19 protein-coding genes and 1 pseudogene are annotated in these 17,737 nt (G+C 72.3%); 8 read left to right on the top strand and 12 right to left on the bottom strand.

Annotated features, from left to right (window positions below; genetic code table 11):
- The first annotated feature begins 83 nt into the window (after positions 1–83).
- Positions 84–518 (top strand): SRPBCC family protein, encoded by a 435-nt coding sequence (locus tag BLV05_RS11255; RefSeq protein WP_046770873.1) that lies wholly within the window; start codon positions 84–86, stop codon positions 516–518.
- 10 nt (positions 519–528) lie between these two features.
- Here the strand turns inward: BLV05_RS11255 and BLV05_RS11250 are convergent, their stop codons facing one another.
- From BLV05_RS11250 to eno, 4 genes are read right to left on the bottom strand one after another with little or no spacing between them, the layout of a single operon-like run.
- Positions 529–1,452 (bottom strand): Ppx/GppA phosphatase family protein, encoded by a 924-nt coding sequence (locus BLV05_RS11250; RefSeq protein WP_046770926.1) that lies wholly within the window; start codon positions 1,450–1,452, stop codon positions 529–531.
- Positions 1,449–1,952 carry a DUF501 domain-containing protein gene (locus BLV05_RS11245; protein ID WP_046770872.1) on the bottom strand — a complete coding sequence of 168 codons (504 nt, stop codon included), beginning with the start codon at positions 1,950–1,952 and terminating at the stop codon, positions 1,449–1,451. The genes BLV05_RS11250 and BLV05_RS11245 overlap by 4 nt, the downstream gene beginning before the upstream one ends.
- A complete protein-coding gene (locus tag BLV05_RS11240; protein WP_082155555.1) occupies positions 1,949–2,560 on the bottom strand; it encodes an FtsB family cell division protein in 612 nt (203 codons plus the stop codon). Before BLV05_RS11240 ends, BLV05_RS11245 begins: the two co-directional genes overlap by 4 nt.
- Before the next feature lie 9 nt (positions 2,561–2,569).
- Positions 2,570–3,850 carry a phosphopyruvate hydratase gene (gene eno, locus BLV05_RS11235; RefSeq protein ID WP_046770870.1) on the bottom strand — a complete coding sequence of 427 codons (1,281 nt, stop codon included), beginning with the start codon at positions 3,848–3,850 and terminating at the stop codon, positions 2,570–2,572.
- 241 nt (positions 3,851–4,091) lie between these two features.
- Here eno and BLV05_RS11230 point away from each other — a divergent pair, with 241 nt between their 5' ends.
- The 4 genes from BLV05_RS11230 (at position 4,092) to BLV05_RS11215 (ending at position 8,471) form a co-directional block, all read left to right on the top strand.
- Positions 4,092–5,984 carry a CocE/NonD family hydrolase gene (locus BLV05_RS11230; protein ID WP_046770869.1) on the top strand — a complete coding sequence of 631 codons (1,893 nt, stop codon included), beginning with the start codon at positions 4,092–4,094 and terminating at the stop codon, positions 5,982–5,984.
- A 97-nt stretch (positions 5,985–6,081) separates the two neighbouring features.
- Positions 6,082–6,687, top strand: a complete 606-nt coding sequence (locus BLV05_RS11225) for a dihydrofolate reductase family protein (RefSeq protein WP_046770868.1) — start codon at positions 6,082–6,084, stop codon at positions 6,685–6,687.
- A gap of 66 nt (positions 6,688–6,753) precedes the next feature.
- Positions 6,754–7,110, top strand: a complete 357-nt coding sequence (locus BLV05_RS11220; RefSeq protein ID WP_046770867.1) for a VOC family protein — start codon at positions 6,754–6,756, stop codon at positions 7,108–7,110.
- 98 nt (positions 7,111–7,208) lie between these two features.
- Positions 7,209–8,471, top strand: coding sequence for an ATP-binding protein (locus tag BLV05_RS11215; protein ID WP_046770866.1), 1,263 nt, complete (start codon positions 7,209–7,211; stop codon positions 8,469–8,471).
- Positions 8,472–8,492: 21 nt separating this feature from the next.
- Here the strand turns inward: BLV05_RS11215 and BLV05_RS11210 are convergent, their stop codons facing one another.
- Genes BLV05_RS11210 through BLV05_RS11190 form a run of 5 tightly spaced genes read right to left on the bottom strand, consistent with a single transcriptional unit; the run spans position 8,493 to position 14,549 of the window.
- Complete coding sequence (locus BLV05_RS11210) at positions 8,493–10,331, bottom strand: GH39 family glycosyl hydrolase (RefSeq protein WP_052762805.1); 1,839 nt, start codon at positions 10,329–10,331, stop codon at positions 8,493–8,495.
- Positions 10,332–10,352: 21 nt separating this feature from the next.
- Entirely contained in the window at positions 10,353–11,252 is a 900-nt protein-coding gene (locus BLV05_RS11205; RefSeq protein ID WP_082155554.1) for a carbohydrate ABC transporter permease, read from the bottom strand.
- Between the two features lie 10 nt (positions 11,253–11,262).
- Entirely contained in the window at positions 11,263–12,213 is a 951-nt protein-coding gene (locus BLV05_RS11200) for a carbohydrate ABC transporter permease (protein ID WP_082155553.1), read from the bottom strand.
- A 3-nt stretch (positions 12,214–12,216) separates the two neighbouring features.
- On the bottom strand, positions 12,217–13,503 hold the full coding sequence (locus BLV05_RS11195) for an extracellular solute-binding protein (protein WP_046770864.1): 1,287 nt from the start codon (positions 13,501–13,503) through the stop codon (positions 12,217–12,219).
- Positions 13,500–14,549, bottom strand: a complete 1,050-nt coding sequence (locus BLV05_RS11190) for a LacI family DNA-binding transcriptional regulator (RefSeq protein ID WP_046770863.1) — start codon at positions 14,547–14,549, stop codon at positions 13,500–13,502. The genes BLV05_RS11195 and BLV05_RS11190 overlap by 4 nt, the downstream gene beginning before the upstream one ends.
- Before the next feature lie 62 nt (positions 14,550–14,611).
- Between BLV05_RS11190 and BLV05_RS36955 the strand changes: the two genes are divergently transcribed.
- Positions 14,612–14,761 (top strand): hypothetical protein, encoded by a 150-nt coding sequence (locus BLV05_RS36955; RefSeq protein ID WP_197683612.1) that lies wholly within the window; start codon positions 14,612–14,614, stop codon positions 14,759–14,761.
- Between the two features lie 15 nt (positions 14,762–14,776).
- Positions 14,777–15,736 (top strand): annotated as a pseudogene (locus tag BLV05_RS11185) (glycoside hydrolase family 15 protein); the annotation flags it as partial.
- Here the strand turns inward: BLV05_RS11185 and BLV05_RS11180 are convergent.
- Positions 15,677–16,048, bottom strand: a complete 372-nt coding sequence (locus tag BLV05_RS11180) for a hypothetical protein (protein WP_046770862.1) — start codon at positions 16,046–16,048, stop codon at positions 15,677–15,679. The pseudogene BLV05_RS11185 and the gene BLV05_RS11180 overlap by 60 nt on opposite strands.
- A 95-nt stretch (positions 16,049–16,143) precedes the next feature.
- On the opposite strand from BLV05_RS11180, the gene BLV05_RS11175 reads away from it, so the two are divergent.
- Positions 16,144–16,764, top strand: a complete 621-nt coding sequence (locus tag BLV05_RS11175; protein ID WP_052762804.1) for a TetR/AcrR family transcriptional regulator — start codon at positions 16,144–16,146, stop codon at positions 16,762–16,764.
- Here the strand turns inward: BLV05_RS11175 and BLV05_RS11170 are convergent.
- Together BLV05_RS11170 and BLV05_RS11165 are read right to left on the bottom strand one after the other, a co-directional pair.
- Positions 16,736–17,389 carry an AAA family ATPase gene (locus BLV05_RS11170; protein ID WP_046770861.1) on the bottom strand — a complete coding sequence of 218 codons (654 nt, stop codon included), beginning with the start codon at positions 17,387–17,389 and terminating at the stop codon, positions 16,736–16,738. The two genes, BLV05_RS11175 and BLV05_RS11170, sit on opposite strands and share 29 nt — an antisense overlap.
- Before the next feature lie 9 nt (positions 17,390–17,398).
- Entirely contained in the window at positions 17,399–17,710 is a 312-nt protein-coding gene (locus tag BLV05_RS11165) for a TFIIB-type zinc ribbon-containing protein (protein ID WP_046770860.1), read from the bottom strand.
- Between the last annotated feature and the right edge of the window lie 27 nt (positions 17,711–17,737).

Below are 17,737 nucleotides of genomic sequence, written 5' to 3'. Positions count from 1 at the left end.
CCGAATCGTCGCGGTATGCCTGAACCGACACACGGCCGGGAGCTGAACGGCAGTTGAAGACCGTCGCTGCTACCGTTCGCGGCATGACCGGGGCGCAGCACGATCTGACCGGCACCTTGCACGTCGCCCTGCCGCCGGCCGAGGCGTTCGTGCTGTTCACACCGCGCGGCGAGATCGCCTGGGCGCCCGGCTGGGAGCCGCGGTTCGCCGGGCCCACGGACGACGACGCCGCGCCCGGCACGGTGTTCGAGACCGACGCGCACGGCGCACCCACGATCTGGGTCGTGCTGCACCGCGACCCCGGCCGGAGCGTCTCCTACGCCCGCGTGACGCCGGGCGAGCGGGCCGGGACGGTGCACGTGGCGCTGCGGCCGGGCGACGGCGGCGGCAGCGACGTCACCGTCACGTACGCGATGACGGCGCTCACCGACGCCGCCGCGGCGGAGCTGGACCGGTTCGCCGCCGGGTTCGCCGGCTACCTGCGGAGCTGGGAAGAAGCGATCGCCGCGCTGTCCTGAGGCCGCGGCCTCAGACGACGCTCCAGGCGATGCCGTCGAGGATGTCGTGCTCGCTGACCAGCACGTGGTCGACGGCGGCGCGGTCGACCACGCAGCGCAGCACCAGCGCACCGGCGGCGATGACGTCGGCCCGGCCGGGGTGCATCGGCCCGATCGCCAGCCGCTCGTCGTGGGTCAGCGTCAGCAGCCGGTCGCTGATCGCCCGCACCTGCGCCGCCGGGATGCGGCTGTGGTGGATCGCCGTGGAGTCGTACTCCGCCAGCCCCAGGTGGATCGCGGCGACCGTCGTCACCGAGCCGGCGAGCCCGACCAGCGTCCGAGCGTCGCTGATTGGCACGACGGCGGCGGCCTCGTCCAGCCCGGCCTCGATGTCGGCCCGGGCCGACGCGACCTGATCGGGCGTGGGCGGGTCGGCCTGGAACCGCCGTTCGGTCAGCCGGACGCAGCCGATGTCGACGCTGCGGGCGGCGATGACGCCGTGGTCGCCGCCGAGGGCCAGCTCGGTCGAGCCGCCGCCGATGTCGACGACGAGGTACGGCGCGTCGCCGTCGCCGGCCAACCCGCGCACCGCGCCGTCGAACGAGAGTCCGGCCTCGGCCGCGCCCGACACGACCTCCGGCTCGACCCCGAGGACATCGACGACGCCGGCGACGAACTCGTCGCGGTTGGCGGCGTCGCGGGTGGCGCTGGTGGCGACCATGCGGACGTGGTCGGCGCCGAGCTCGGCGATGACGGCGGCGTACTCATGCAGCGTCTCGAACGTGCGGGCCAGCGCCTCGGGGGCGAGCACACCGGTGCGGTCGACGTCCTTGCCGAGCCGGACGATGCGCAGCCGGCGGTCGAGGTCGTGCTGGAGGTTCGCCGCCGGGTCGAGGTCGGTGACGAGCAGGCGGATCGAGTTGGTGCCGCAGTCGATGGCGGCGACGCGCGTCACGCGGGGCTCCAGTCGCAGGCCGCCGGGGTCCACGTCGGCGCCATCAGCTCCAGGGCGCGGTCGCCGAACGGGTTGACGCCCGGCCCGGCGGCGAGGCTGTGCGCAACGAGGACGTGCAGGCACTTGACGCGGTCGGGCATGCCACCAGCGGTGACGCCGGCGATCTCGTCGACGTGGCCGATCGCCTCGCGCCGGGCCAGGTACGACTCGTGCGCGGCGCGGTAGGCGGCGGCCAGGTCGGCGTCGCCGGCCAGCTCGTCGGTCCACTCGCGCATGACGCCGACGGACTCCAGCGTCGACGTCGCGGCGACGGCGCGCGGGCAGGTCAGGTAGTAGAGCGTCGGGAACGGCGTGCCGTCGGGCAGCCGCGGCTCGGTCTCGACGACGGACGGGTGCCCGCCGGCGCACCGTGCGGCAACGGCGCGGACGCCCCGGACCGGGCGGCCGAGCTGCTGGGTGACGGTGTCGAGGTCGGCGGGGGTGGGCGGGGCGGCGGTCATTCGTCGACGGGTGCCTCGGGATCGGGCGGCGGGCTGTCGGCGAACGTCACCGACGCCCAGAGCCGCTCGTACCAGGTGCCCTGACCGGACGGCGGCAGCCCGCCGGCCTCGGCGGCGGTGTCGTCCGGCGCGTCCGGGTCGGGCAGCACGATGTAGCTCTGCTCGCCCGGCAGCACGAAGCCGAGCCGCTCGCGCGCCTGGGCGGCCACGTAAGCGGGGTCCTCCCACAGCCGCAGCTCCTGCTCGAGGTCGTCGACCGACGCCGTCAGCTCGTCCTGCTCGCGCTGCAGCTCGACCCGTTCGCGGTGCTGGTCGAACCAGGTCCGCAGCGGGTAGGCGTACGACACCAGCAGCACCGCCAGCACCAGCGCGAGCACCGCGGCCCGGCCGGTGACCGAAGGGCGGCCGCCCTTCGGCTGCGGCCGCCGCGGTGGTGGCGGAGGAGGCGGCCCGTCGCCGGCGTCGGCCCCGGTGCGGGGCCGTGCCGCGGCGGTGCCGCCCTTGGGCGCGCGGGCCGACGGACGGCCGGCGCGGCCCGCGCTGGGACGTCGCGCCGTGCCTGCGCCCGCCGCGGGGCGGGCGCTGGGCGAACGGCGCGACGTGGGCACGGCCCGCTCCTACGCCTGGAACCGCGGGAAGGCCGACGCGCCGGCGTAGCGGGCGGCGTCGTCGAGCTCCTCCTCGATGCGCAGCAGCTGGTTGTACTTCGCGACCCGCTCGGACCGGGCCGGTGCGCCGGTCTTGATCTGGCCGGCGTTGGTGGCGACGGCGAGGTCGGCGATGGTGGTGTCTTCGGTCTCGCCGGACCGGTGGCTGATCATGCAGGTGAACCCGGACCGCTGCGCCAGCGAGACCGCGTCGAACGTCTCCGTCAGCGAGCCGATCTGGTTGACCTTGACCAGCAGCGAGTTGGCGGCGTGGTCCTTGATACCGCGCTCGAGCCTCTCGGGGTTGGTGACGAACAGGTCGTCGCCGACGATCTGCACCTTGCTGCCCAGCACGTCGGTGAGCGCGGCCCAGCCGGACCAGTCGTCCTCGGACAGCGGGTCCTCGATGGAGACGAGCGGGTAGGCGCCGGCCAGCTCCTCGTAGTACTTCGTCAGCTCCGCAGCCGAGATGCTCTTGCCCTCGAAGGTGTACTTGCCGTCGTCGTAGAACTCCGTGGACGCGACGTCGAGGGCCAGCGCGATCTGCGCGCCCGGCGTGTAGCCGGCCTTCTCGATGGCGGTGACGATGATGTCGAGCGCGTCGCGGTTGCTCGGCAGGTTCGGCGCGAAGCCGCCCTCGTCGCCCAGCCCCGTCGACAGGCCGCGTTCCTTCAGCACGCCCTTGAGCGTGTGGTAGACCTCGACGCCCCACCGCAGCGCCTCGCGGTAGGTCTCGGCGCCGATCGGCGCGATCATGAACTCCTGGATGTCGACGTTGCTGTCGGCGTGCGCGCCGCCGTTCAGGATGTTCATCATCGGCACCGGCAGCAGGTGCGCGTTGGGCCCGCCGAGGTAGCGGAAGAGCGGCAGCTCGGCGGAGTCGGCGGCGGCCTTGGCTACCGCCAGCGAGACGCCGAGGATGGCGTTGGCGCCCAGCTTGCCCTTGTTCGGCGTCCCGTCCAGGTCGATCAGCGCCTGGTCGACGAGGCGCTGGTCGCTGGCCTCGAAGCCGAGCAGTTCAGGGGCGATCTCGTCCATGATGGCCGTGACGGCCTTCTCGACGCCCTTGCCGGCGTAGCGGGCGGCGTCGCCGTCGCGCAGCTCGACCGCCTCGAACGCGCCGGTGGAGGCGCCGGACGGAACGGCCGCGCGGGTGATGGTGCTGTCGTCGAGCGCCACTTCGACCTCGACCGTCGGGTTGCCCCGGGAGTCGAGGATCTCGCGTGCTCCGATTGCTTCGATCGTGGCCACGTATCGTCTCCTGCGGTGTGTCGCTGTCGTCGTCGTACGTGGGCGCAGAGACGACGGCGGCGCTGCACGCTCGTACGACCGCAGCCTACCCGGACCAAGTACCCGAACCCGGACCGACGGGCCGGGCGCCGCTCGACGGGTGTCTGAACGGCGCGGCCCCGGCTCTCGACAGTTGCACGGTGACGCGCGCCCGCCCCGATGCCTACCGTGGCGCACCGCAGGCGCGTCGAGAGGGGCAGCGATGAGGATCACGGGCCGGAGGCTCGGCATGCTGCCAGTGCTGGTGCTGCCGGCGGTGCTGCTGCCGGCCACGACGGTGCCGGCGACCGCGGAGCCGGACGAGCCCGGCAGCATCGTGGTCGAGGACGGCGTGACCCAGCCGGTGTTCTCCTACGACGACGCGATCCGGGAGGTCGTCCGTGTCCAGTCGCCGGTGATCAGCCAGGACAGCGGCGAGCCGGACCTGATCTACGTCGACATCATCCGCCCGGCCGCCTCCGACGGTGACCTGAAGGTACCGACGATCATCCACACCAGCCCGTATTTCATGGGCTGGCAGGACTTCAGCAACAACCGGCACGGCGAGATCAAGCCGCCGCCCGGCGCCCCGCTCGACTTCTTCCCGCGGTTCTACGACAACTACTTCGTGCCGCGCGGGTACGCGGTCGCGCTGGTGGACCTGACCGGCAGCCGCGCGTCGACGGGGTGCGCCGACGTCGGCGGCCCGGCCGAGACCGAGGGCCTGGCCGCCGTCGTGGAGTGGCTGGCCGGCGAGGGGCACGCGGTCGACCTGGACGGCGACGAGGTCACCGCGGACTGGGCGAACGGTCTGTCCGGGATGATCGGGAAGTCGTGGGACGGCACGGTGCCGAACGCCGTGGCGGCCCGCGGCACCGAGGGGCTGGCCACCATCGTGCCGCTGGTCGCGCTGAGCGACTGGCACACCGACTTCTGGGCCAACGGCGCGCGCCATGGCGGCACGCCGACGCTGTGGCACGACCGGCACAGCGACAACCCCGCGATGGCGACGGAGTGCGACACCGTACGGGCCGAGCTGGCCGCGGGCCAGGAGGACCCGGACCCGGGCACGGACTTCTGGCGGCAGCGCACCTTCGTCCCGGACGCCGACAAGGTCGAGGCCAGCGTGTTCGTCGTCAGCGCGATGAACGACTACACGGTGCCGCCGGTCAACTTCGGCCGCTGGTGGGAGGCGCTCGGGGACGCGGACGTGCCGCGCAAGCTGTGGCTGTCGCAGACCGCGCACGAAGAGCCGTTCGACTTCCGGCGCACGGAGTGGGTGAGCACCCTGCACCGCTGGTTCGACCACTGGCTGCAGGGGGTCGACAACGGGATCATGGACGAGCCCATGGTCGAGATCGAGCGCGCGCCGGGCGAGTGGACCGCTCACGACGACTGGCCCTCCGGCGCCACCGCCCCGGTCTGGCTCGGCACGCCGCGCGACGCCGGCGATCCGCGGCTGGGGACCCTGCGAACGGACCCGCGCGACGCCGTCCGCGACCGCACCGCCACCTTCACCGAGACGCGGCGCAGCGTCAGCCAGCTCGCGGCCGCGCCGACGACCGTGGACCCCCGCCGCCTGGTCTTCCAGAGCCCCGTGCTGTCCGAGCCGGTGCGGATCAGCGGCTCGGCCGACGTGACCGTCGACGCCCGCTTCGCCGGCCCGAACGCGACGCTCACCGTGCTGCTGGTGGACTACGGCGAGGCCGAACGGCTGCAGCACGCCACCGACGGCGGGCTGGCCAACCTGCCGACCAGGACCTGCTTCGGCGCGGGCAACGCCGCCGACACCGGCTGCTACGCCGACGTCGGGCTGCGCACCCACATCGCCCCGTTCGAGGTGGTCACGCGCGGCTGGTCGTACCCGGCGTTCCAGACCGGCGTGGACGCGTTGGAACCCGGCACGGACTACCGGCTGACGATCGACCTGCAGCACCACGACTACGTGTACGAGGCGGGCCACCGGATCGGCGTCGTGATCGCCGGAGCGGAGACCGGTCTCGTGTCCAACCGGCACCCGACCACCGGCAACCCCATCGAGATCGACCTCCTGGGCAGCCGCGTCGAGCTCCCCGTCGTCGGCGGGCCGAGCGCGCTGCGCGCCGCTTTCGAGTGAGTCGCGCGGGACGTTTCCTCGTTCCCTCACAGCGCCGCCGGTGACATCGTGGTTCCCGGCCGGTCAAAGCTCGTGACACCCGAGGAAAGGAACCGCCATGTCGGAGCTTCTCGTCGACTTCATCACCTCCCTCGACGGCTACGCATCAGGCGAGGGATGGCCCGGGTTCTGGGGCCTCGAGGGCCCGGAATACCTCGCATGGCTCGGTGAGCAGCCCGAGGTCACCTACCTGATGGGCGCGAACACCTACCGCCTGATGTCGGGCTTCGCCGCCGGCGACGTCCCGAGTGGCCAGGACGAGTTCAGGCCCGAGGAAGAGGCGTCCGTCGACGAGCTCACCCAGGCGTCCAAGGTGGTGTTCTCCTCCTCACTCGAGGAGCCCATGACCTGGGCCAACTCCACGCTGGTCCGCGGCGACGCCGTCGAGGCGGTCCGCGCCATGAAGTCGAGTGGCTCGGGGCTCCTCAGCACGATCGGCAGCCTCAGCCTGTGCCGGTCCCTGCTACGCGCCGGACTCGTCGACCGCTTCCGGGTCGGGATGTTCCCGGTGATCACCGGGGCCACGGGCGCAGAACGCATCTATGACGGCTATCCGGACGTCGCCCTCGAGATGATCGAGCACCGCACCTTCGACGGCCGCATCCAGCTGGTCGAGTACAAGCCCACCGTGCTCGAGCACCCGCCGCTCGGCGCCCCTGCGTGACGTCGCCCCCTCTGAGGCCCGGGTTCCGGACGCGGATCGTCCGGAACCCGGCCTACAGTGCGACGCATGGCTATCGCACGCTTCCCGAGCCTCGTGATCGACTGTCCCGACGCGAGCGTCCTCGCCACCTTCTACGGCACGCTGCTGGACTGGAAGATCGAGACCTCCCCCGGCTGGGCGGAGATCCGCGCCGACTACGGCCAGTGCATCTGCTTCCAGCAGGTCGAGGACTACACCCCGCCGCAGTGGCCGGCTCAGACCGTGCCGCAGCAGATGCACCTGGACGTCAACGTCGACAACCTGGACGCCGCCGAGGCGGCGGTGCTCGAACTCGGTGCGACCAAGCACGAGCACCAGCCCGGCACGTCGTTCCGGGTGTTCCTCGACCCCGCGGGGCACCCGTTCTGTCTCTGCGTGGACTGACCCAGGTCACAGCGGCGAACGATGTGCCGCAAATCGACTAGTGGCTAGTCGGAAAATCGACTACTCTGTAGTTTGAAATTCGACTAGTCGGAGTCAGGATGGACGATCTGATCCCTCGAGCCGCGTTCGGACGGCTCACGGAGCTCGTGCAGCACCTGCGCATCGTCATGGTGAGCGGCCCGCGCCAGTCCGGCAAGACCACGCTGCTCCGCGAGCAACTCGCCGGCTCGGGCGGGACGTTCCGTTCACTCGACCGGCCGGAAACCCTCGCAGCGGCACGCGACGACCCGGCCGCCTTCGCGGCGTTCGGCACGACTCCCCGTGTCATCGACGAGGTGCAGCTCGGCGGCGACGATCTCGTCCGCGCCATCAAGGCCGAGGTCGACGCCGATGCGCGGCCGGGCCGGTTCGTGCTCTCCGGCTCCAGCCGGTTCCTGACCATCCCCACACTGTCGGAGTCGCTGGCCGGGCGGATCGCGTTCGTCGACCTCTGGCCGCTGAGCATGGCCGAGCGCACCCGCGCCAGGACCGACAACGTCGCGCGATGGTTCGGCGACACCGGCGCCGTCTTGCGCGACTCCACCTGGAACAGGTCCGACTACCTGTCTGCCGTCACCTCAGGTGGCTATCCGGAGGCGCTGGCGATCACGTCGCCGCTCGCCCGGCGCGCCTGGTTCGACGGCTACCTGAGCACGGTCATCACTCGCGACATCCGTGACTTCGCCACCGTCGCCCGCGGCGACGCCGTCGCGACTCTGCTGGGGCTGGTTGCCGCGCGGGCCGGCGGCACCGCTGTCCTCGCCGACCTGGCGCAGGCCGCAGACCTGGCCAGGGACACCGCTCGCAACTATCTCTCCTACCTCGACATGGTGTACCTGACCATGACGGTGCCTGCGTGGTCCGCGAACCTCTCGTCGCGACTCAGCAAAACGCCGAAGCTGTACCCCACCGACTCGGGTCTCGCGACCCACCTCCTCGACGTCGACGCGGAGCAGCTGGCCGAGCCCGGGCATCCGGCGCTCGGCCCGCTGCTGGAGACGTTCGTCGCGACAGAGCTGCTCAAGGCACTCGCGGTCACCGACGAACGGATCTCGCTGTTCCATCTGCGCACCGCGGACCGGCACGAGGTCGACTTCGTCCTCGAAGGCCCGCGCGGACGCATCGTCGCCGTCGAGGTCAAGGCGTCGACCTCACCCGGAGCGGGGGCGTTGAAAGGGCTCCGCTGGCTGCGCGACCGACTGGGCGACCGCCTGCACGCGGGCATCCTGCTGCACCTCGGTACCGAGGCCGCCTCACGTGGTGACGGTCTCTATGCGCTGCCGCTGTCCGCGCTCTGGGACCACCAGCCGCTGCCAGAATGATCAGCAGTCTCCTGACCCGGGTCAGCCCGCGGCCGGCACCAGCTCCACCAGGGACATCGACGGGTTGGGGAGGTCGAAGTCGACCTCCACCACCCCGCCGGCGGCGGTGACGGCGCGGGGCGGGTGGAGTTGGTCCAGCCGGTCCGCGGCGCGCAGCTCGGCCCACTGCGCGTCGCTGGGCCAGGCCGCGCCGCCGCCGATGCGCCGCCAGAGCGCGGGGACGCATGAGTGGTCGTCGTCGACGCGGTGGTGGCGCAGCTCGTAGTCGCCGTCGGGCAGGCCGGTGAATCGCAGCGACACCCGGCGGGCCAGCTCCACCGACCCGGCCGCCTTGGACTGGTCCAGCGTCCCGTTCCACACCAGCGCCGCCACCCGCCCGGACGACGGGTCGGCGGCGGCCAGCGACTCCACCAGCGAGTCCGCACCGTCGCCGGACGCCCGCACCGTCAGACGCCGCGACGGCAGCGCCGCCAGCATCGCGAGCGCCCACCACCGGGGTTTGCGCAGCTCACCGACGGTGCGCAGGCCGAACCCGCCGTGGAACAGCGACGGCGGCCGGCCCAGCTCCTCGAAGTGGTCGGACACCACCCAGTACGACAGCGCCTCCAGCCGGCCCATCGACGACCGCATGCCGCGCAGCAGGAACACCGCCGCGAACACCGACTCGCTGACCTCGTTGAAGTGCGTCGGGGTGACGCCCCACTCCGTCCACCAGATCGGCGTCCCGGCCCGGCCGTGCCGCGCGAGCACCGGCCGCAGGTCCAGCGGCGGCGAGCCGTAGGTGTGCGTCGAGACGAAGTCCAGCGGTTCCTTCGTGGCGGCGAGCAGCTGGTCGATCCAGCCGGCCGCCGCCGACGCGGGACCGCCGACCCGCAGGCCCTCGTCGACGTCCTTGACGGCGCGCGCGGCGACGTCGTGCAGCCGGAAGAACTCCTCCGGCGTCCCGGACCAGAACACCTCGAGGTTGGCCTCATTCCACACCTCGAACGCCCACCGGTCGCGGACCTCCTCGAGGCCGTACCGCGAGACCAGGTGCGCGACGAACGCCCGCACCAGGTCGTACCAGCGGTCCCAGTCCTTCGGCGGCGAGATGATCGCGCCGTACTCGAACACCGTCGACGACGGGTCGGAGGCCAGGTCGCGCGGCATGAACGAGATCTCCACGATCGGCGTGAGGCCGAGCGACAGCACCATGTCGTACACGCGGTCGACGCCGGTGAAGTCGTACACCGGCTCGCCGTCGACCTCGCGGTAGACGCCGAGGTCGTCGCAGAGGATGCCGTGCGCCCGCACGGTCTCGACGCCCAGCTCGTCGTGCGCCGCCTTCAGCGCGGCCCGCAGCTCGGCGCCGATCTCCTGCCCGCCCGTGCGCTCGGCCGACAGCGCGTGCGAGAGGTGCTCGCTGCCGATCATCGGCCGCCACGGCCGGTCCAGCTCGCCCTCGTCAGAGGCGGCGTCGACGACGACGGCGACCGGCTCGCCGTCGCCGGCGGTCGAGGCCGACGAGACCGCGGCGCTCAGCTCGCCGACGTCGTCGACGGACGCCACGGCGGCGACGGCGTACCAGCGCCGCACGCCCGGCGTGCCCGTGGTGTCGGCGTACGGCCCGTGCGGGACGGAGAGCACGTCGCGGCCCTGGTGATCCAGCGGTTCGAACGGGCCGTCCGGCGACTCGGCCACGTGCACCAGGTACCCCGCGGCGCCGTCGACCGGATCCCACGACAGCGTGACCTGCGCCCGCCCCGGTCTCGCCGTCAGGCCGCCGGGCGGCGGCAGCGCCACCGCGGCGCCGCCGGCCTCCCCGCTGGCCCGGCCGAGCCTGGTCTCGAAGTCGGTACGGGCGTCGATCTCACTGCTCACGCGTCTGTCCTTCCGCAAATTTCACTTGATGCCGGTCATCGCGATGCCCTGGACGAAGTACCGCTGCACCGCGAGGAACAGCACGATCACCGGCACGACCACCACGACGGCCCCGGCCAGCAGCAGCCCGTACTGCGTGGCGTTCTGGCCGACCGAGTACAGCGCGAGCGCGACCGGCAGGGTGTACATGTCCTCCGTCTGCGCCACGACCAGCGGCCAGAGGAAGTTGTTCCACGACGACAGGAACGTCAGGATGCCCAGCGTCGCCAGGGCCGGCCCGGTCAGCGGCAGCATGACGCTCCAGAAGATCCGCAGCTCGCCGGCGCCGTCGACCCGGGCGGCCTGGATCAGCTCGTCCGGCAGCCCTAGGAAGTACTGCCGCATCAGGAACACGCCCAGCGGCGCGACCAGGTACGGCAGGATCAGCCCGGGGAAGGTGTTCGTCAGTCCCATGTTGCTGACCAGCACGAACAGCGGCACGAACGTCACCATGCCGGGCACCATCAGGGTGCCGAGCACGATCACGAACACCAGCCGCTTGCCGCGGAAGTCCAGCTTGGCCAGGGCGTAGCCGAGCATCGAGCCGAACAGCAGGTTCCCGAGCGTCACGACGACGGCGACGATCGCCGAGTTGAGGAAGTACGTCGGGAAGTTCAGCCGGTCGAACAGCTCGCGGTAGTTCTCCAGGGTGAACGTCTCGGGCAGCCAGGTCGGCGGGATCGACCGCACCTCCGCCTCCGGCTTCACCGACGACAGCAGCATCCAGAGGAACGGCAGCGCCATGACGATCACGCCGATCGTCAGCACGACGTAGAGCCAGCGCGACGGGGCGCGCTCGGCGTCGCGGCGCGGCGGGCCCACGGCCGGCATCGCGTCGACGGCGTCGTCGACCCTGGACGGGGGCGGGGTGTAGGTGGTCATCGCGGGCCCCTCACGCCTTCGGCCGCAGCAGGCGGAACTGCAGCGCCGTCATGACGACGATGGCCACGAACAGCACGTAGCTGGCCGCCGCGGCGTACCCGTAGTTGCCGAAGCTGAACTGGTCGTAGATGTAGAACGAGACGGTCCGTGTCGCGTTGAGCGGCCCGCCGTTGGTCATGACGAACGGCTCCTCGAAGACCTGCAGGTAGCCGATGCCGGTGATGACGGCGCCGAACAGCAGCACGGGTCGCAACAGCGGCAGCGTCACGTGCCGGAACCGCTGCCAGCGGCCGGCGCCGTCGACCTCGGCCGCCTCGAGCAGCTCGCGCGGCACCGTCTGCAGCCCGGCCAGGAAGATCACCATCAACGTGCCGAGGTTGCGCCACGTGGCCATGACGATCAGCGACGGCAGCGCCAGCGACGGATCGCCCAGCCAGTCGGGCCCGTCGATGCCGACGACGCTCAGCAGCTGGTTGATCGGCCCCGTGTCGGGCTGCAGCAGGAACCGCCAGACGACGGCGACGGCGACGATGCTGGTGACGACCGGCAGGTAGTAGCCGAGCCGGAAGAACGCCTTCAGCCGGGTGATGCGGTTCAGCCCGACCGCCGCCGCCAGCGCCAGCACCATGGTCAGCGGCACGCCGACCACCACGAAGATCGCCGTGTTGACCGCGACCTTGCGGAACATCTCGTCCTGGAACAGCGCCGTGTAGTTGTCGAACGCGGCGAGGTCGACGGCGAACGGCGAGCGCACGTCGGTGCTGCGCATGTCGGTGAAGCTCATGAGCAGCGACGCGAACACCGGACCGGCGGTGAACGCCGCGAACAGCAGCAGGAACGGCACCGAGAGCAGCCAGGCGGTGCGGGCCTGCCGCCGTTGCAGCAGGGACCGGCGCCGGCGCGGCGGCAAGCCGCCCGCGGGGGTCGGGCGGCTCGCCGCGGCCGTGGTGGCGGTCGTCATCGGCTACTGCAGCCCGGTCCCGATGGACGAGGCCTGCGACTGCATGTCCGCGACGGCGTCGGCGGCGGGCATGGTGCCGCGCACGGCGGCCTCGACGTCGCCGTCGATGACGGTCGCGACCTGCTCCCACGTCGGGACGGCGGGCGGCGCCTCGGTGCTCTCCAGCTGCTCGCCGAACACCGCGACCAGCGGGTCGGCGACCACGGGCCCGCCCTCCCACGCGTCGGGCCGCGACGGCAGGCCGGTCGCGGTCTCGTACCAGCTCTGCTGCACTGCGCTCTGCGTGAGGTACTCGATCAGCTTCCAGGCGCCGTCCTTGTTGTCGGAGTCGGTGAAGACGGCCAGGTTGCCGCCGCCGACGAACGACGTGCCGGGACCCTCGTCCTTACCGGGCAGCGGGACGACGTCGAAGTTGTCCGTCGCGCCGGCGTCGCGGACCAGGCCGATGTGCCAGGGGCCGGAGATGAACGAGCCGATCGTGCCGTCGGCGAACATCTGCTCCAGCGCGCCCGGCTGCAGGACGGTGTCCTGCGACAGACCCTCGGAGAAGTAGGACATGTAGTACTCGAGCGCCTCGGTCATCTCCGGGCTGTCCAGCGTGTACGCGTCGCCGTCGGTGAGCGTGGCGCCGTTCTGCCAGGCGAACGGCATGAACGTCTGCCACGATCCGCCCTGGCCGGGCTGCAGGTAGATGCCCTGCTGGGCGCCGGCCTGCTGCAGGCCCTGCGCGAACGCCTTGAGGTCGTCCCAGCTCTGCGGCGGCTCCAGGCCGGCCGCGTCGGCGAGGTCGGTGCGGTAGAACAGCGCACGGGTCTCGACGTACCAGGGGACGCCGAAGGACGTGCCGTCGACGACGGTGGACGCCCACGGGCCGGGGAAGAAGTCGTCCTCGTTGAACAGGTCGGTCGGCGTCGCCTCGAGGCCGCCGGTCTGGGCGAACTCGCCCATCCACGTCGTGCCGATGAGGCTGATGTCGGGTGTCTCGCCGGCCGCGATGGCGGTGGCGATGCGGTCGTGCGCGCCCTCCCACGGCACCGGCGTCACCTCGACGGTGACGTCCGGGTTCTCCTCCTCGAAGTCGGCCAGGAAGTCACCGAGCAGCTCACCTTCGGTGCCCATCGCCCAGACCTCGATGGAGCCGGTGGCCGGGCCGTCGGTGATGTCGGCGGACGGTGCCGCGTTGCCGTCGCCGGATCCGGCGTCGGTGTCGTCGTCGCGGCCGCAGGCGCTGAGGGCCAGTGCGGTCGCCGCGGCCAGGGCGGTCGCGGCGTAGATGGGTCGTCGACTCATCGATGAGCCTCCTTCGAGTGCGGCCCGCAACTGCGGCGGACCACGAGCTGGGTGGTCAGGACGTCGTGACGTGGTTCGGAACGGTCTCCGCTGATCCGGGCGTCCATGAGCCGGGCCGCCCGGGCCCCCATCTCGCGCATCGGCTGACGGACCGTCGTCAGCCCGGCGTAGCGTGCCGCCATGACGTCGTCCCACCCCGTGACGGCGACGTCCCCCGGTACTTCCACCCCCTGCTCGGCCAGCGCCACGGTGAGACCGAGCGCCAGCTCGTCGTTCGCGCAGACGACCACGTCGGGCAGTCCGTCGGCGACCAGCTCGGCGGCGACCCGCGCGCCGTCGTCCTCCTTGAAGCCGGCCGGGATGGTGCGCTCCGGGACCTCCGCGCCGGCCTGCGCGAGCGCGCCGCGGAACCCGGCCCAGCGCTCGGCGACGTCGGTGGAGTCGACCGGGTCGCCGAGGAAGGCCATGCGCCGGTACCCGTGCGTCAGCAGGTGATCGACGACGGAGGACGCGGCGACGACGTTCTCGGTGCGGACGGAGTCGGCCCCCTCGATCTCGGTCCGCGCCATCAGCACGACCGGGACGCCGCGCTGCACGACCTCGGCGACGACGTCGTCGTGCACCGTCCGGCCGAACACCGCCAGGCCGTCGACCCGGCCGGCGAGCTCGAGCACCATCTCGTCCGCCGACTCGCGGTTGTGCGTGCTGAGGATCAGCACCGAGCGGCCGAGCGTCGCGGCGACCTCCTCGTAGCCCAGCACGACCTCGGCGTAGAACGGGCCGGACAGGTCGGGGAAGACGATGCCGTTGGCCGCGTGCCGCCGTTCGGCCAGCGAGCGGCCGAGCTGGCTCGGGGTGAACCGGAGCGCCTCGATGGCGGCGTCGACGCGTTCGCGGGTGGCCGGGTGGACGAGGTCGCTGCCGCGGAGGGCGCGCGAGACCGTCGCCACCGACACGCCCGCGTGCCGCGCCACGTCGCGGATGGTCACGCTGGCGCGGCCGGTCGTGCGGCGTCGCTGGGGGCTCTTCGGCTCCGCGTCGTCCATCGTCGGGTCGCTCCTTTGGTACCGGTTACATAAACCGGTTACATCGGCTACATTCGGGCATCATGGCCGAGCCTGTCAACCCATTGTCTGAAGCCGGCGGCACTGACCTGCGGCGACTCGCTGACGTCAGCGTCGCGGTGATCGCGCGGTCCCAGGATCCGTCCGGCGCCTACCCGGCGGCGGCCGGCTTCGCGCCGTACGGCTTCTGCTGATTCCGCGACGGCGCGTTCGTCGCCGAGGGGATGAGCCGCGCGGGCTCCGCCGACTCCGCCACCGCCTTCCACGACTGGTGCGCACGGGTGCTGGCGCGGGAGGCGCCGGTCGTGTCGTCGCTGGTCGAGCGGGTGGCGGCGGGTGAGCAGCCGGCCGACTTTGAGCTGCTGCCGGCCCGGTACACGCTGAGCGGCGAACGGCACGACGACGACTGGTGGAACTACCAGGTCGACGGCTACGGGACGTGGCTGTGGGCGCTGCGGTCGCACCTGTCCCGCTGGGAGCTGCCGGTCGCGCCGTACGTCGATGCCGCCGAGACGGCGGTGCGCTACCTGGTCGCCGTCGGGGACCGGACCTGCCGCGACTGGTGGGAGGAGCACCGCGACGAGACGCACGTGTCGACGCTGGCGTCGGTGTACGGCGGGCTGCGCGCGGCCGCGTCGCTCGGCGTGCTGGCGGCGACCGCCGACATGGCGGCCGACCGCATCGCGGACCTGGTCCAGCGCGAGGGCCTGCACGACGGCGCGCTGCGCAAGTGGCTCGGGTCGACGGCGGTCGACGCGAGCCTGGTGGTCGCCGGGGCGCCGTTCGAGCTGGTCCCGCCGTCGGGTGACGTCATGGCGGCGACGGTCGCGCGCGTGACGTCGGAGCTGACGACGCCGGGCGGCGGCGTGCACCGCTACGTCGGCGACACCTTCTACGGCGGCGGGCAGTGGCCGATCCTGGCGGCGTTCCTCGGCTGGCACCACGCCGTCACGGGATCGCGCGACCGGGCCACCGACCTGCTGCACTGGATCGCGTCGACCGCCGACGGCGACGGTCTGCTGCCCGAGCAGGTGCCGCCGTTGCTGGCGCCGGACCAGCTGGAGGAGTGGACCGGGCGCTGGGGCCCCAGCGCCCGGCCGCTGCTGTGGTCACACGGCATGTACCTCGTCCTGGCGGACGAGCTCGGCCTGCTGGGCCCGGCCGGCTGAGCGCTCCCGGCCGAGCAGCACCGTCATCGCGAGACTGCCCAGCGCTCCGGCGAGGCTCGGGATGCCGACCTCGCCGTCGACGGCGTACGACGACACGGACGTGACGAACACGCCCGCGGCCAGCGCGAACCCGGCCAGCAGCACCGTGCCTGCCCAGGCCGCCGGCAGGACGGCGCCGGCCAGCAGCACCGCGCACAGGACGAGGTCGGGCACCAGGAAGACGTTGTCCGCCTGCCAGGAGTCGTGCAGGAACATGAAGACGAGCGTGACGAGGCTCGTCCCGGCCGCGATGAGGCGGGCGACGGTGATCACGATGGCTCCTTCTCCACAGGGGTCTACAGCGTAGACTTCGGCGCGCCCGGGTGTCTACGCCGTAGACCTGTCGGCGTTCGCGGGAGGATGGCGGCGTGGCCCGCACCCCGTTCCTCACGCCGTCGACGATCGCCGACGCCGCCCTGCGGCTGGGCGACCGTGAGGGCGGCGAGGCGATGACCATGCGCCGCATCGCCGGCGAGCTGGGCTGCGACCCGATGGCGCTCTACCGGCACTTCCCCGACCGGATGGCGCTCCTCGACGCGGTCGCCGACCTCGCACTGACCGCCGTCCCGTCGCCCGACCCGGCGCTGCCGTGGGACGAGCGGCTGCGGCGGGTGGCCGACGACATCCGCGCGGCGGCGCTGGCCCACCCGGGGATCGCCGGTCATGTCGCGGCCCGGCCGCCGCTGGCCGAGCAGGGTCAGCGCATCGGCGCCGGTGTCTTCGCCGCCCTGGGCGACGCGGGGTTGGCGCCGGCCGAGGCGACCCGCGCGGCGCAGGCGCTGGTGGCGACCATCGCGGCCGGGCTGGCGATGGCAGTACGGGCCGGCACGCGCGACGCGCGGTGGCATCAGGTGAGCGACGTGCTCGGCGGGCTGCCGTCGGCCCCGCCCGGAGGCGAGCTGCACACCGTCGGCTCCGAGGAGCAGTTCAGCTACACGGTGCGGCTGCTGGTGGCCGGCATCAGGGCCGAGGCGGCAGGGTCGGCGTGAGCGCCCCGGCCCGCTGATCCAGCCAGGCGGCGACGGCCCGCGCCGTCTGCTCCACCGGCACGCCGGTGGTGTCGAGCAACGTCATCGGGGGGTCCATGGTGGCAGCGGCGGCGTCGATCCAGGCGGCGTACTCGAGCATCTCGGCGATCCGCGGCTCGTCCCACTCCCGCCACGTCGGCCGGTCCCGCAGCCGCGCCGCCAGCACGTCCGGGTCGCACGTCAGGCACAGGTAGTCGATGCGCTCGAACAGCGCCCGCTCGGGCAGCGACTCGAACTCCGGCGGCACGACCGTCCCGCACAGCACCACCGGGCGACGACTCTGGTTGACCATGGCGGCCATGCGTAGCCAGACCGACCGGAACGGCCGGTGCTCCGCCCCGTCGTCGCGCAGCCCGGCGACCCACAACACGTCCTGCTCGAGAACGACGAACCGGTCGGCCAGCTCGGTTGCCAGCAGCCGCTGGATCGTCGACTTGCCGGTGCCGCTGGGGCCGGTCAGGCAGAACAGCGGGAGGCGAAGGAACGGCCATCGGTGGCCGCAGTGGGCGCACCGGATGACCGCCTCGGGCTCGATCTGCGGGCGGTCGGCGCGTTCACCGCACCGCTCGCAGATCAGCAGGTTCACGCGTACGGGTCAGTCGAAGAGCTGATCGAGGAAGCTCTTGCGCCGCTTCTTGCCGTAGCCGTACGGGCCGGGCGAGTCGGAGTAGCCGCGGCCGCGGCCGTACGGGGCCGGGCTGTCGCGGTACGGCTGCTGATAAGGCTCCTGGTACGGCTGCTGCTGCGGCGGAGGTACCTGGCGGCGGCTGGTCTCCAGCGGGGGCGGCGGCGCATTGAACTGCTCCTCGGCGGCGACGATCTGCTCGAGCTCGCCCTTGTCGAGGAAGATGCCCTTGCAGCTGTCGCACTGCTCGACGTGCACGCCCAACCGGTCATACGTCTTCATCTGACCGCTGCACTTCGGACAGGTCAC

Source organism: Jiangella alkaliphila (genome assembly GCF_900105925.1).
Taxonomy (GTDB): Bacteria; Actinomycetota; Actinomycetes; order Jiangellales; family Jiangellaceae; genus Jiangella; species Jiangella alkaliphila.
Note: the sequence above shows the minus strand (reverse complement) of the source record. Positions and strands in the feature narration are given on the sequence as shown.